Source organism: Candidatus Poseidoniia archaeon (assembly GCA_030748895.1).
GTDB lineage: Archaea > Thermoplasmatota > Poseidoniia > MGIII > CG-Epi1 > UBA8886.
The window spans coordinates 30,399-43,193 of record JASMLC010000003.1; the positions used below are offsets into that span (position 1 = coordinate 30,399).

A 12,795-nucleotide genomic window follows, 5' to 3' on the forward strand; every position below is an offset into this window, starting at 1 on the left:
ACGTCGGCGTCGCGCTCGGCGGCGGGACGCCGAACCGAAGCAGCCGCGTGTCGAGTAGGGCGAGGCACGCCAGGCTGCGCTTGACGAAGCGACGCCGAACGGCGGAGCGCAGTCAACGGCCGTCTGCGGCCGAAGCCATTATATGCGGCAGCCAATGGAAACGGGCGGCTGTCGAAGGCTCTGCCGACACATGAAGTGGAGTGCAAACGGCCGCGCAAATGACGCCTCTAGGGTCCCCGCCGGATTCGTGATGGACGGGACAACCCAGGCGTCGCACACGTCGCCCGGTCAGGGTCAGGGCCCGGACTAATGATGGTGCCCGTTACGACCGGGGGACACCCTGTTTTAGCGATAAGCGGCGCTGAACGCCGCGAGGAATCCCGCGAGCTCCCCGTCGGGCAGCGCGTCGATGCCGGCCGCCTTGGGCCTCCCGCCGCCGCCGAAGCGCGCGCAGAGTGTGCCGGCGCCCTCCGGCGCCGCGAGCGGCGCGCGCAGCGAAACGCGCAAGCTGCCGTCGCCGTTCGCGACCAGCACCGCGTGCGCACGGCCGCGCTGCGCCTGCGCCAGCCGGTTTCCCAGCGGGCCGGCGATGCGCTGCGCCCATTTTTCGGCGGGCAGCTGCCACGCAGCTACGGTCTGCGTATCAAGCAAGGGTTCGGTTCTTTCGGCGTGGGCGATGTCAGCGCGGTAGCGCTCCCACAACTCGCCGGGGAGCGGCTGGCGCGCGAACTCCAGCGGGTCGGCGAACGGCGCCAGCGCGCGGTAGAGCGCGTCGGGTGCGACGTGCAGGTCGACGACGCGCAGGCCGTAGCTGTTGTAGTTGAGCGCGATGCCGAGCCGCCGCAGCGCCCCGGTTTCGTCGTCCGACAGCCCCGCGTCGGCGCAGAGCCGCGTCGCGAGCCGCAGGTGGTTGTCACCGAACGCCGAGACGATGGCCCAGCGATGGTGCGCGCCGCCCAGCAGCCGGTCGACAATCAGCCCGGTGGACATTCGCGGCGCGGTGTCGATGTGCGTTTCGAGACGCGGATGCTCGGCGACCGCGCCCGGGTCGTGGTGGTCGATGTAGCGGATGCGCGCGCCGGCCGCGAGCAGCCGCTCGACGTCGTCGCCGTTGCGGCGGTAGGAGACGTCGAGCACCGTCACCGTATCGCCCGCGCCCGCGTCGACGCGGGCGAGCAGCGCGTTGTCGCGCTTGACTCCCGTCACGAGTGTCGCCGTGCGGGGGCGCGCCAGCCGCAGCTGTTGCAGCGCGCAGATGCCGTCGGCGTCGCCGTTGAAGACGTCGTAGTGGGTCATGCGAGCCACCCCGGCAGCTCGCGGTCGCCCAACAATTGCGCCAGCGCGCGGTTGTGCGGCGCGTAATACTCCTCGAGCTGGCGCCGGCTCGCGTCGTCGAGTACGGCGGGGTGCGGTTTCGCGTTCAGCAGCCGGTGCGCGCCCGACAGCAGCCGCTTGCTCCACGGTGCCCAGCGCCAGAGCGGCGCGCAGCCGTGGTCGACCGCAATCGCCAGCCGCTGCACCGCGCGGCTGCGGTAGAGCAGCGAGACGTTCTCGGCGCCCGTTTGCGCCAGCGGAATCCCTCCGGCGTCAAGGTCGAGCCAGTTACAGATGCCCGCGAGCAGCGCGTCGCGGTCGGCGACCAGCGTGTCGAAGAACTCGACCCGCAGCGCGTCGACGCAGGTGGCCTGCCACTCCGGCAGCCAGCGCGCGTAGCAGCCGCCGGCGACGCCGAACAAATCCTGATTTTCGCGCCGCTCCAGCTCCGCCTCCGGGAGCGCGAGGCAGCGGTCGACGTAGTCGCTGAAGGCGACCCCCGTCAGGCGACCCTGCGACTGCCGGTAGCGGTAGTACGAGAAGGCGCGGCCGACCGGCTCGCGCAGCAGCAGGATGACGTGCGCGTCGGGCGCCACGGCGCGAATCGCCTCCGCGACAGCCGCGCCGCCGTAGCCGTAGCCGGGGGTGCCGTCGAGCCGCCACCGCTCACTTCGCGCGTGCGCGAAGTTGCGCGCGTAATCCGGCGGCGGGAGCGGGTCGCCCCAGCGCAGCGGCAGGAAGTGACCTGGCTCCTTGGGGCGCGCGCCGCATACTTCGGGATGCGCAGCGAGCCAGCTGAAGAGCGAGGTCGTGCCCGCCTTGGGGAAGCCGGCGAGGAACAGATTTGGCAGCACGATGTTTCAGGGCCACAGCCCTTTATAATCGGAGCGAATGCAAAACAGTTGAAATCCTACACGCTTTTCGACGGACTCCGGGTCGCCCTCGAGTCCGAAAGCGCTGCCGCTGCCGCGCACTTCGACGCCGAACTGCTCCCGCACGGCGCCGACGCCGGTGGCGAGCGACAGGAGATTTTCTTTCGCGAGACCGCCGTGCTCAGCGGCGGGGGCGGCGCGGTCGGGTCGCCCGACCGCGCCCGGCTCAAATTCGTCAAGGGCGCACCGCAATTCACTCTCGACGGCGACCGCATGCTGGTGCGCGCGTGGAACGGCACCCGCGCCTCGCTGCCGCTGGCGATGGGCGACCGCACGGTAGTCGAGTTCGAGCCGGAAATGCCGCTGGCGTTCCTCTTCAACACGCTCTTCCCGCCGCTGCTGCGCCGCCACCTGCGCCGCGAGGGGAAGGCGCTGCTCCACGCCTCGGCGGCCGAGGTCGACGGGCGGGCGGAAGTTTACTGCGGCTGGGCACACGCCGGCAAGACCAGCTCGCTGCTCGGCATGCTGCGTGACGGGGGGCGCTACCTCGGCGACGACAAGGTCGTCATCGACCGCGAAGGACGCATCCATCCCTGCCTGCTGCGGCTCAACCTCTTCGGCTACAACTTCGAGCAGCACCCCTGGCTGGTGAAGCGCGCGTTCCGGCCGGCGCGCTACCACTGGCTCAGCTGGTGGAACCGCCGCGCGCAGGGCGCACTGCGCCGCCCCTGGAACAAGGGGCCGCTGCGCGGCGGCTGGGAGTCAGTCGAATACGTGACCAAGACCGGCCTCCACAACCGCTACCGCCCTGAGGAACTGGAAATCCCGGTCGCCGACGCGCCGGTGCCGCTCGGCACGTTCCACGTGCTGGCGCCGCTGCCGGAGCTTGAACTGGACGACCTCGCGCGGCGGCTGCGGTCGGTGAACGACGAGGAGGATTTCCTCCAGAAGCGGATGCAGCCGGCGGCCGACTTCCTGCATGGCGCGGCGTCGCTGTTCGAGGGAGGCGACGCCGAGGAGCGGCTGATTGCCGACGCGCTCGCGAATGCCGGAAAGATAACTTACGGGAGCGGTTGATGGCGCGGCTGGCGCTGGTCTCCGACGACCTCCACTTCCTGCAGCACCTGCTCCCCGCATGGGAACAGCAATTCGACCTGCGCGTCCTCAACCCGCCCAAGCCGCCGCCGCGCATCCGTGGCCCGCGCGACCTGCTGGCGGGGCTGCGCAACCGCCGGTTGCGCAGCCGCGAACTGCCGCCGCTGGCCGAGTGGGCTGACGTCGTCTTCTGCGAGTGGGCCACCCACTACCTCGAGTGGCTGAGCCACCACCCCGGACGCGCGAAGCTGGCGACGCGCATGCACCGCTACGAGCTCGAGCGGCACGCCAGCCGCGTCAACTGGGACAACGTTGCGCTGGTGCTTTTCGTCAGCGAGGCGATGGAGCGCGCCTTCCGCACCGCAGTCCCCGACTACGGCGGGCAGACCGCGGTCGTTTACGAAAATATCGACTTCGCGAAATTCAGCCCCCGCGAACGCGGCGCGACCCACCGGCTGGGGATGCTGGGGCAGGTCATCCCGCGCAAGGGCGTCCGCGAAGCGGTCGAATTCTTTGCAGCGGTTGCCGAAGAGCTGCCGGCGCTGAGCCTCTCGATTGCAGGCGGGACGCCCGACGCGCGCTACCGGCAGCGCGTCGAGCAGGCCATCGCGGCGGCCGGTCTCGAAGGGCGAGTGACGCTGGAGGGATTCGTCCCCGACCTCCAGGCGTGGTACCATTCGCTCGACCTCATCGTCTCCAACTCGCGGGCCGAGGGGCTACAGACCTCGCTGGTCGAAGGAGTCGCCAGCGGCTGTCGCGCGCTGAGCCGCGGCTGGGCTGGCGCGGAGGAAGTGGTGCCGCCCGACGGGGTCTTCAGCTCCGCAACAGAGTTTCGCCAGCGACTTGTCGAACACTACGCGCGCGGCGAGAAGACGCGCACCCGCCAGGCGACCGGAGAGCGCGAGGCGCTGCTGGAGCGGCTCAGCGCACGGCCACGCATGGCAGAGCTGCTCGCGGCGCTAGCGCCTTAGCTCGTCGCGCAGGTAGCGCCCCATCGCGCCGGGGTTGAGTACGTCCCACGCGAAGTGGATGTCCGCCCACTTCAGTCCGCCGATGACCGCCAGCAGGCAGTAGTAGAGCAGCCCGCCCAACGCTACGAGGCCGAAAAGCTCGAACCAGCGCTCGACCGCCAGCAACGGGTCGAGCTGCCAGAATAGCGCCGCCACCAGCAGCGCCGCCGCCAGCTGCCGCAGCACCTGCCGTGAGGGCGGCAGCGCCAGCTCGCGGTAGCAATACCAGCGCAGCCAGACGCCCGCCAGCAGCTCCGGCCCGAGCAGCGCCAGCGCCGCGCCTTCGCCGCCCAGCCCCGGCAGGTCATCGAGGCCGAGCTGCGGAATGCTCCGCGGGACGAGCAGGAGCATCAGCAGCACCGAGAGCATACCGGTGGCGAGGTTGACGCGCGTTGTCAGGGCTGGGCGGTCGGCGCCGCGTAGCGCAATCGACCACGGGCGGTTCAGGATGCGCATCAGCGCCACCAGCGCCAGCAATTGCAGGACGCGCGTCGCGGGGAGGAACTCGCGGCTGATGAAGACCAGGATGACTTCCTCGGCCCAGATGACGGTCAGCAGCACGACCGGAATCGCGACCAGCGCAGTATACCGCTCGGCGCGGATGATGCTGCTGGCGGCCGCCCGCGTCCCGCCGCGAGCGTGGAGCTGCGAGACCGACGGCAGCAGCATCCCCTCTAGCGAGAGCGCCAGCGCCCCGATGAAGAGCGCGATGCGCTGGACGCCGAAATAGAGCCCAACGTCCTCGGCGGCCCAGAAGATACCAATCAGCAGCTTGTCGAGGTGCGTCCGCAGCACCGCGAAGATAGAGGTGATGGCGACCGGCAGCGCGTAGGTCGAGTAGGAGCGGAAGGTTTCGCGGTCGGGGCGCGAAACCGGGTAGTCGCGAAAGTACCAGAGCGAGACCAGCGCAATCACCAGCGCGCCGAGCAGGTACGAGCGCGCCAGCCAGATTACGCCCAGCCCCGAGAGCGCGGCGAAAATCATCAGCAGCGACCGCAGCGAAGTGCCGAGCAGGTTCGGCACCGCCACGCGCGCGCCTTCCTGCCGGCCGGTAAAGGTCGCAACCATCACCCCCGTCAGCAGGAACACGACGTAGTAGGCGAGGATGGTCCCGAGCATGCCCTCGGTCTGGATGTCGTAGAGCTGCTTGCCGAGCAGTCCGGTCCAGGCCCAGTACGCGAGGCCGAAAACTGCCAGCATCAGCGCCAGCAGGCCCACCCGCACGGCGAGGAAGGTGCCGGTGCACTTGCCGAGGTCCATCCCCTCGGAGACGCGCTTGACGTGCGCCATGCGGAAGCCGAGGAAGGCGATGAAGGTGAAGCCCCCGACGAGCGAGAGCGCGTAGCCGAGTTCCCCCAGCGCGCCAGCACCCATGCGGCGCGCGACCAGCATGATGGCGGCCCACCCCAGGATGGCATTGAGGTTCTCGACCGTGAAGAGCAGCATCACCTTGCGGGAGGTCGCCACGCTGCGCGACGGCCGTGCCGGTTTAAAGCGGCACCAGACGCAAATACGGTTGCGGCATGGCGCGCCCATGGCCGAACTCGAGCTGTTGCGCGCCTCGCTGGCGGAGTCGCTGATTGTCTCCAAGGGCGAGTACCAGTACTTCGTGCATCCGCTCTCCGACGGGGTGCCGCTGGTCGAGGCCGCCATCCTGGATGAGGCGGCGGCGGCACTCGCCGCGCGAGTGCCGCCGGAGAGCGAAATCCTCGTCACCGCCGAGGCGATCGGGCTGCCGCTGGCGGCCGCCGTGACGCTGCGCACCGGGCTGCCCTACACGACGCTGCGCAAGCGCGCCTACGGCCTGCCGGGAGAGCGGGTCGTGACGCAGAAGACCGGCTACGGCGGCGCCGAACTTCACCTGAATGCGCCAGTCGAGGGGCGGCACGTCACCATCGTCGACGACGTACTCTCGACCGGGGGGACATTGCGCGCGATGTGCAGCGCACTCACCGCAGCGGGAGCGCTGATTGACCGGGTGCTGATTGTCTTCAGCAAGGTTGACCCGGTCGAGCTTTCGGCCGAACTGGGAGTGGAAATTGAAATCCTGCTTCAGGTGCACGTCGAGGGCGCGAAGGTGGTCATCGATTGAAGCTGCTGGTTGGCGGCATCCTGGCGCTCGACGACTTGCGGACGCCGCACGCCAGCGGCGAAGCCATCGTGGGCGGCGCCGGAATCTACGCCTCGGTCGCGGCGAGCTTCTTCACGCAGCCGGGGCTGGTCGGCCCCGCCGGCATCGACTTCCCGCCGCATACGCTGGCGACGCTGCGCGAGCGCGGCGTCGCGCTCGACGGCGTGCCGCGGCTGCGCGAGCGCAGCTTCCACTGGTCGGGAGAATACCGCGGCGACATGGCGCAGGCGATTACCCACCAGACGCGTGTCGAAATCCTCGCCGCCTTCAGCTGGGACGTTCCCGCGGAGTGGCGCCAGCCAGCGGCGCTGTTGCTCTGCAACAACGACCCCTCCATCCAGTTGCGCCTCCTCGAGCAGGTGCAAGCAGACTGGGTCGCTACCGACTCGATGAACCTATGGATTGAGATTCAGCGCGACGCGCTCGAACAGGTTGTCGCGCAGACCGACCTGCTGTTCCTGAACGACGCCGAGGCGCTGGCATACAGCGGCGCCGCCTCACTCGACGCGGCGGGCGTGGCGCTGCTCGACGCGGGGCCGCGCTTCGTCGTCATCAAGCGCGGCGCGGCCGGCGCGACGCTCTACCACGCCGGCGGTGACGCGACCATCCCGGCGCACCCCGCCGCGCAGTTCATCGACCCGACCGGCGCCGGCGACACCTTCGCCGGCGCCGCGTGCGGCTGGCTGGCGGAACGCACCCTCGACGCCGAAACGCTGGTCGAGGCGCTGCACCACGGCTCGGCGCTCGCGTCAGCGACGGTCGAGGGGCTTGGCACGACCGCGCTGCTGGCGCTCTCGGCGGAGGAAGCAGCGCGGCGGCGGGCGGCGCTGTAAATGGTGGGCCCGACCAGATTCGAACTGGCGACCACTCGGTTATGAGCCGAGCGCTCTAACCGGACTAAGCTACGGGCCCGTGCGTGCGTGCTGGCGAGCGTGGCGCGCCGTGGCGCCGTCGAGCGGATTCGAACCGCTGACCGCCCGGTTAACAGCCGGGTGCTCTGGCCAACTGAGCTACGACGGCACCGTCGCCCCCCTTTTCACCCCTTGCTTAAAGGCTTCGTGAGCGGATGACTGCACGGCGAGCTGCTCTGCAACGCGAGCGGCGGCGGCGTACATGCAGCGGCGCCGCTAGCACCCGGCCGGAGCTGGGGCTGGAAAAGATTAATACAGTTGTAGCCATCCCGCGGCCGATACGTATGATGCGGGGCGAAACTTTTGCAGCCGATTCAGGGGTGGGCTGCAATGACTGATTTGCAGGCGGACCACCAGCTGGATTGCAGCGGCCTCAGCTGTCCGCTACCAATCCTGAAGACCAAGAAAACCATGGATGGCCTCGGGAGCGGGGAGGTGCTCCGGATGGTCTCGACCGACCCCGGTTCCCTTAGCGACGTCACCGCCTGGACCAACCGCACCGGCAATCCACTGCTCGATACAGCGGAGGACGACGGCGATTACATTTTCTTCATCCGCAAGAAATAACTAACTTAAATATACATCGAGTAGAAAAATGAGTGGAAACGGAACCAAGCGCATGGCACTGATTGCCTCCAAGGGCACGCTGGACTGGGCCTACCCCCCCTTCATCCTCGCCTCGACCGCAGTGGCGATGGAGATGGAGGTGGCGGTCTTCTTCACCTTCTACGGACTGACGCTGCTCAAGAAAAAAATCAAGGCGGGCGTTTCGCCAGCGGGCAACCCTGCGATGCCGATGAAGATGCCTTTCGGCCCGGAAGGGTTCCAGAACCTCAGCTGGCCCATCCCCAACATCGTGAGCGGCAACGTCCCCGGCTTCGAGACGGTCGCCACTTCGCTGATGAAGAAGACCTTCAAGAACAAGGGCGTTGCAACCGTCGAGGAGCTGCGCGATATCTGCCTCGAGAGCGGCGTGAAGCTGATTGGCTGCCAGATGACGATGGACGTCTTCGGCTTCAAGAAGGAAGAATTCATCGATGGCGTCGATATCGGCGGCGCGGCGACCTTCCTCGAGTTCGCGGCGGACGCCGACATCCAGCTGTTCGTCTGAGCCTGACTACGGGCTGCACGGCATCGGAACTGGCAGTGTCCGGAATATGCAGATTATATTATATACAGGTTTTTGTATATAGTGGCCGGCCAAAGATTGAGCGGTGAACCGTGGCAACTACAATTTCGACTGAATTCATCCAGACTGCTGCCCGTATCCTGAAGACCCTTGGCCATCCCGACCGGTTGAAAATAGTCGAGTTCCTCGAGCATGGGGAGAAGACCGTGGGGCAGATTCAGCGGAAATTCGACCTGCTCCAGCCGGTGACCAGCCAGCACCTCAGGATACTGTTCGAGAGGGATATCGTCACCTTCCGGCAGGAGGGAACCCGGTACTATTACTCCCTGGCTAACAATTTCATCATCAAGATTCTGGATTGCATGGCCGAGGTACAGGAGAAACTGGATTCGGGAGAATGGGATTTTGACTTTGGCGTCGTGCACCAGAAAACCGGGGAGGGGGGACAGATTCATTCCTGAAAGGGAATTAACGCACGAGGCAAACATGGACGACGACGATGGTAGTGTAATAATTTTCATGACTACCGGCCCCGCCACGCCGCAGCGCTGCGCGACGCCATTCTATATGGCGACCATGGCAGCAGCGATGGACAGTGAAGCGCAGATGGTGTTCCAGATTGATGGTACCCTGCTGCTGAAGAGAGGCGTCGCCGAAAACCTCGACGCCGTGGAAGGAGGCAAGAAGATTATTGATTTCATCCGCGAGGCGAAGGAGATGGGCGTGGAAATGTACGTCTGCTCCGCTTCGCTGGCGTTGCACGGCATGACCAAGGAGGACCTCATCGAGGAGTGCGACGACGTGGTGGGTGCAGCCTACATGACCGAGGCGGGGCTGGAGAGCGACATGGTGCTGACTTACTGATGGCGCTGGTCCGGAACTGCCTGCTGCCGTCGGACCTGTTATACGACGTGCCGACCAACATCTGGGTACGGGAACTGGATGACGGCACGGTCGAAATCGGGATGACCGATATCGCGCAGACGCTGGCAGGGTCAATTATCCACTGCCGCCCCAAGAAGGTGGGCAAGAAAGTCAAGAAAGGCAAAAGCGTGGCGACCGTCGAGAGCGGTAAGTGGGTCGGCCCGGTGCGCTCGCCCTTCGCCGGCAATATCGCAGAGCGCAACGACGCGGTCGCCGACGACGCCACCATCCTGAATCGCAGTCCCTACGGGGAAGGCTGGATTGTGCGCATTGCGCCCGCCGACCTGGAGGGGGGCCGGGCGGGGCTGGTCGGCGTCGAGGAGGCGATTACGCTCTACGAGGATTACATGCAGGAAAAGGAGCTGGCGAGCTGCATCCACTGCGAGGGCTTCGAGGAATAACGCGTGCTCTCACTCTACAAGGATGCTGGATACCAGGACGTGCTGGTCGGGGAGAAACAGGCACTTTTTGACCAAGTGGCGCAGGACATGCGCTATCCGCACGAGCTCTACGGCTGCTACGAATGCGGTATCTGTGTCGCTGCCTGCCCCTCAGCGCGTTTCTACGATTTCAGCCCGCGCGTCTTCGCACAGGTGATGGCGCGCGAGGATGTCCACACCTTCTACGAGTTGCTCAACGACTCGGTCTGGGACTGCTCGCAGTGCTTCTCCTGCACCTGCTGTCCGCGCGAGAACAATCCCGGAGCCATCATCACCATCATGCGCGAAGTGGCGGTGAACAACGGGCTCGCTTCCGCCAAGGAGGCGCTCCAGGCCTACTCCCGCATTATCTTCAAGGTGATGTCGACCGGTACCCAGGTCTCGCCCGATATGTTGCAACCTGACTTCTTCCCGGACTGGGGGCCGGACGTGCGCGACGTCTCGGAGAACCTCGATATCTGGCGCCGGGCGATACCCCCGGAGACAATGCACACTGTCGAGCTGGCTTGGGACGTCAGCGAGAAGACCCGGCTGGAGCTCTACATGATCTGGAAGCTGACCGGCAACCTCGAGATGATTGAGAATATCGACGAGGGGCTCTTCATGATTCTGGAGGAGGTCATGGAGGAATTGCTGGAGGAGCACGGCTATGATATCGATGATTTTGACAACATACTGGAGGGCTGACTGAGGATGGCAAGCGCACAGGTCCAGCTGGAGATGGCTGACAAATCCGTCCCCCTCAAGGCGGCGGAGCGCGAATTCGAGCGGCCTGCGGAGCCGCCAACCGAGGACCTGCGGGAACTGCTGTTCGAGCTGGAGGCGGCGGGCGAACTGGAGGTGCAGCGAGTCCCCGAACCCTACGTGGAGGTCGATACGAAATATGGCCGCAAGAAGAAAATCCCCATCGAGAACACCTGGCACCACAAGTCGTGCGGCCAGTGCGGGCACATCCCCGGCTACTCGACCTCCATATTCTGGCTGAATCGCCAGTTCGGCCTCGACTACCACGACCCGCGTGACCAGACCTCCTGCACCGCCTGGAACTACTACGCCTCCTCCACCTCGAACCCGGCCGCGCAGGCGGCGGTCGCCTGCCGCAACTTCGCGCAGGCGAAGCTGGACGGCTACTTCCCGCTCATCCACTGCGGCACCAGTTACGGCCATTACAAGGAGGTGCGCAACGAGCTGCTGCACCACCCCGAGCTGCGCGCGCAGGTGCGACAAATCCTGGAACGACTCGGGCTGCCCTTCGTCTTCCCGGAGGAGATTGTGCACTACTCCGAATGGGTGCATGTTATGCGGGACGATATCGCCAAAAAACAGGTTTACGACTTCTCCAGAATCACCGCGACCGTGCATCCCGCCTGCCACTACCACAAGCTGGTTGTCGAGGACGCCATCTACGACCGCGACCTGTATGATGGACAGCGTACCGCCATCGTCTCCGGGCTGGTCAAGGCGCTGGGCGCCAAGGTAGCGGACTACTCGACCTGGCACGACTGCTGCGGCTTCGGTTTCCGGCACATTCTGGTCAGCCGCGACTTCTCCCGCTCGTTCGCGACCATCCGCAAGATTGAACGCATGAAGATAGAGGCCGACCCGGATGTCACGCTGACCCACGATACCGGCTGCGTCACAACGCTCGACAAAAGCCAGTTCTCGACGCAGGCGCACGGCCGCAACGTCGGCATCCCGGTGATGTCCGACGCACAGTTCGCCGCGCTCTCGATGGGGGCGCACCCCTACCTGGTCTGCCAGCTGCACTGGCATGGCGTCGACATGAAGCCGCTGCTGGAACTGATGGGGATTGACCACGTAAAGGCGTGGAAGGAGTTCGAAGGAATTGCGGACCACCTGAAGGACAATCCAGAAGAGTACCTTACCTGGGAGGAATGCCTGGATGAGCAATAACAGAATAATGGTCATCGGCGGCGGGCCGGCCGGCCTTGAAGCGGCGCGTGGCGTCGTCGAGCTGGGATACGAGCTGGTGCTGGTGGAGCAACGGAACGAATTGGGCGGCACCCCCATCTCGGCCAGCTACGCGGCGCTGACGCCCGACATGGAAGATACCGAAGTGGCAATGGCGCGCATGGTTAACGCCGTCACGAACGATTCGCTCGCGGACATCCGGCTCGACAGCACTATTACGGCCGTCGAGGGGACCGCGCCCGACCTGAGCGTTACGCTCGAGACGGAGGGCGGGTCCGAAGTGGTCGAGGTCGGCGCCGTGGTCGTCGCCACCGGATTCAAGCACTTCGACCCCGGCAAGGAGACGCAGCGCTACGGTTACTACGAGTACGACGACGTAATCACGCTGGTCGACGCCGAGAAGATGCTCAAGGCGGGCAAGTTTGTCCGGCCGTCGACAGGGGAGCCGCCGAAGCAGGTCTGCTTCATCCAGTGCGTCGGCAGCCGCGACCGCCAGCTGGGGAACAAGTGGTGCTCGAAGGTCTGCTGCGGTATCGCCACCAAAGAGGCCATTGAAATCCGGCAGCTGCTGCCGGACTGCAAAGTAATCGTATTCTACATCGACATGCGCATGTACGGCTTCTGGGAGGATGAACTCTACTGGAAGGCGCAGGAGGAGGAGAAAGTCGCCTTCATCCGCGGTATCGTCAGCGAAGTCACCATGCGGGGGGACTCGGTCATGGTCAAGGGCGAGGATACCACTATGGGGCGGCCGATGGAGGTGTTGATGGACGTCGTCATCCTGTCCGTCGGGATGGAGCCCAGCGACGGCACCATCGCGATGGCCGAAATGTTCAACCTGCCGCTCGAATGTCACGGCTGGATAGAGACCGTGGGTGGTGCGCTGAACACAGTGCAGACCCCGGTCGACGGAATTTTCGTCGCCGGCGCGGCCGCGGGACCGGCCGACCTCGAGGATTCCATCTCAATGGGGGGTGCCGCAGCGCTCAAGGCATGCGCGTTCGTGCGCCGCATCCAGCTGCCGGTAGTCGAATAAC

15 protein-coding genes and 2 tRNA genes are annotated in these 12,795 nt (G+C 65.9%); 12 read left to right on the top strand and 5 right to left on the bottom strand.

What is annotated here, in order from left to right; all coding sequences use genetic code 11:
- Window positions 1-345: 345 nt before the first annotated feature.
- Both QGG57_01705 and QGG57_01710 read right to left on the bottom strand, forming a co-directional pair.
- Window positions 346-1,296 carry an acetyltransferase gene (locus QGG57_01705; GenBank protein ID MDP7006895.1) on the bottom strand — a complete coding sequence of 317 codons (951 nt, stop codon included), beginning with the start codon at window positions 1,294-1,296 and terminating at the stop codon, window positions 346-348.
- Window positions 1,293-2,168, bottom strand: a complete 876-nt coding sequence (locus tag QGG57_01710; GenBank protein ID MDP7006896.1) for a sulfotransferase — start codon at window positions 2,166-2,168, stop codon at window positions 1,293-1,295. Before QGG57_01710 ends, QGG57_01705 begins: the two co-directional genes overlap by 4 nt.
- 48 nt (window positions 2,169-2,216) lie before the next feature.
- Here QGG57_01710 and QGG57_01715 point away from each other — a divergent pair, with 48 nt between their 5' ends.
- Together QGG57_01715 and QGG57_01720 are read left to right on the top strand one after the other, a co-directional pair.
- Window positions 2,217-3,263 carry a hypothetical protein gene (locus QGG57_01715; protein ID MDP7006897.1) on the top strand — a complete coding sequence of 349 codons (1,047 nt, stop codon included), beginning with the start codon at window positions 2,217-2,219 and terminating at the stop codon, window positions 3,261-3,263.
- The gene (locus QGG57_01720; GenBank protein MDP7006898.1) at window positions 3,263-4,252 is read left to right on the top strand and encodes a glycosyltransferase family 4 protein; all 990 of its coding nucleotides are present in this window, start codon (window positions 3,263-3,265) and stop codon (window positions 4,250-4,252) included. The genes QGG57_01715 and QGG57_01720 overlap by 1 nt, the downstream gene beginning before the upstream one ends.
- On the opposite strand, the gene QGG57_01725 is transcribed toward QGG57_01720, so the two are convergent.
- A complete protein-coding gene (locus tag QGG57_01725; GenBank protein ID MDP7006899.1) occupies window positions 4,241-5,758 on the bottom strand; it encodes an oligosaccharide flippase family protein in 1,518 nt (505 codons plus the stop codon). The genes QGG57_01720 and QGG57_01725 overlap by 12 nt on opposite strands.
- Window positions 5,759-5,825: 67 nt before the next feature.
- Here QGG57_01725 and QGG57_01730 point away from each other — a divergent pair, with 67 nt between their 5' ends.
- Window positions 5,826-6,383, top strand: a complete 558-nt coding sequence (locus tag QGG57_01730) for an adenine phosphoribosyltransferase (protein MDP7006900.1) — start codon at window positions 5,826-5,828, stop codon at window positions 6,381-6,383.
- Window positions 6,380-7,255 carry a PfkB family carbohydrate kinase gene (locus QGG57_01735; protein ID MDP7006901.1) on the top strand — a complete coding sequence of 292 codons (876 nt, stop codon included), beginning with the start codon at window positions 6,380-6,382 and terminating at the stop codon, window positions 7,253-7,255. Before QGG57_01730 ends, QGG57_01735 begins: the two co-directional genes overlap by 4 nt.
- A gap of 1 nt (window position 7,256) precedes the next feature.
- On the opposite strand, the gene QGG57_01740 is transcribed toward QGG57_01735, so the two are convergent.
- A tRNA-Ile gene (locus QGG57_01740) sits at window positions 7,257-7,334 on the bottom strand.
- A gap of 31 nt (window positions 7,335-7,365) precedes the next feature.
- Window positions 7,366-7,442, bottom strand: a tRNA-Asn gene (locus QGG57_01745).
- A 221-nt stretch (window positions 7,443-7,663) separates the two neighbouring features.
- Between QGG57_01745 and QGG57_01750 the strand changes: the two genes are divergently transcribed.
- The 8 genes from QGG57_01750 to QGG57_01785 all read left to right on the top strand — a co-directional run bounded on the left by QGG57_01750 (window position 7,664) and on the right by QGG57_01785 (window position 12,794).
- On the top strand, window positions 7,664-7,900 hold the full coding sequence (locus QGG57_01750) for a sulfurtransferase TusA family protein (GenBank protein MDP7006902.1): 237 nt from the start codon (window positions 7,664-7,666) through the stop codon (window positions 7,898-7,900).
- A 28-nt stretch (window positions 7,901-7,928) separates the two neighbouring features.
- Window positions 7,929-8,444 (top strand): DsrE/DsrF/DrsH-like family protein, encoded by a 516-nt coding sequence (locus tag QGG57_01755; protein ID MDP7006903.1) that lies wholly within the window; start codon window positions 7,929-7,931, stop codon window positions 8,442-8,444.
- Window positions 8,445-8,554: 110 nt separating this feature from the next.
- Window positions 8,555-8,923 carry a metalloregulator ArsR/SmtB family transcription factor gene (locus tag QGG57_01760; GenBank protein MDP7006904.1) on the top strand — a complete coding sequence of 123 codons (369 nt, stop codon included), beginning with the start codon at window positions 8,555-8,557 and terminating at the stop codon, window positions 8,921-8,923.
- Between the two features lie 25 nt (window positions 8,924-8,948).
- Window positions 8,949-9,326, top strand: coding sequence for a DsrE family protein (locus tag QGG57_01765; GenBank protein ID MDP7006905.1), 378 nt, complete (start codon window positions 8,949-8,951; stop codon window positions 9,324-9,326).
- Window positions 9,326-9,787, top strand: coding sequence for a biotin/lipoyl-containing protein (locus QGG57_01770; protein ID MDP7006906.1), 462 nt, complete (start codon window positions 9,326-9,328; stop codon window positions 9,785-9,787). Before QGG57_01765 ends, QGG57_01770 begins: the two co-directional genes overlap by 1 nt.
- 3 nt (window positions 9,788-9,790) lie before the next feature.
- Complete coding sequence (locus tag QGG57_01775; GenBank protein ID MDP7006907.1) at window positions 9,791-10,513, top strand: 4Fe-4S dicluster domain-containing protein; 723 nt, start codon at window positions 9,791-9,793, stop codon at window positions 10,511-10,513.
- Window positions 10,514-10,519: 6 nt separating this feature from the next.
- The gene (locus QGG57_01780; protein ID MDP7006908.1) at window positions 10,520-11,740 is read left to right on the top strand and encodes a heterodisulfide reductase-related iron-sulfur binding cluster; all 1,221 of its coding nucleotides are present in this window, start codon (window positions 10,520-10,522) and stop codon (window positions 11,738-11,740) included.
- Window positions 11,730-12,794 carry an FAD-dependent oxidoreductase gene (locus QGG57_01785; protein ID MDP7006909.1) on the top strand — a complete coding sequence of 355 codons (1,065 nt, stop codon included), beginning with the start codon at window positions 11,730-11,732 and terminating at the stop codon, window positions 12,792-12,794. The genes QGG57_01780 and QGG57_01785 overlap by 11 nt, the downstream gene beginning before the upstream one ends.
- The last annotated feature ends 1 nt before the right edge of the window (window position 12,795 follow it).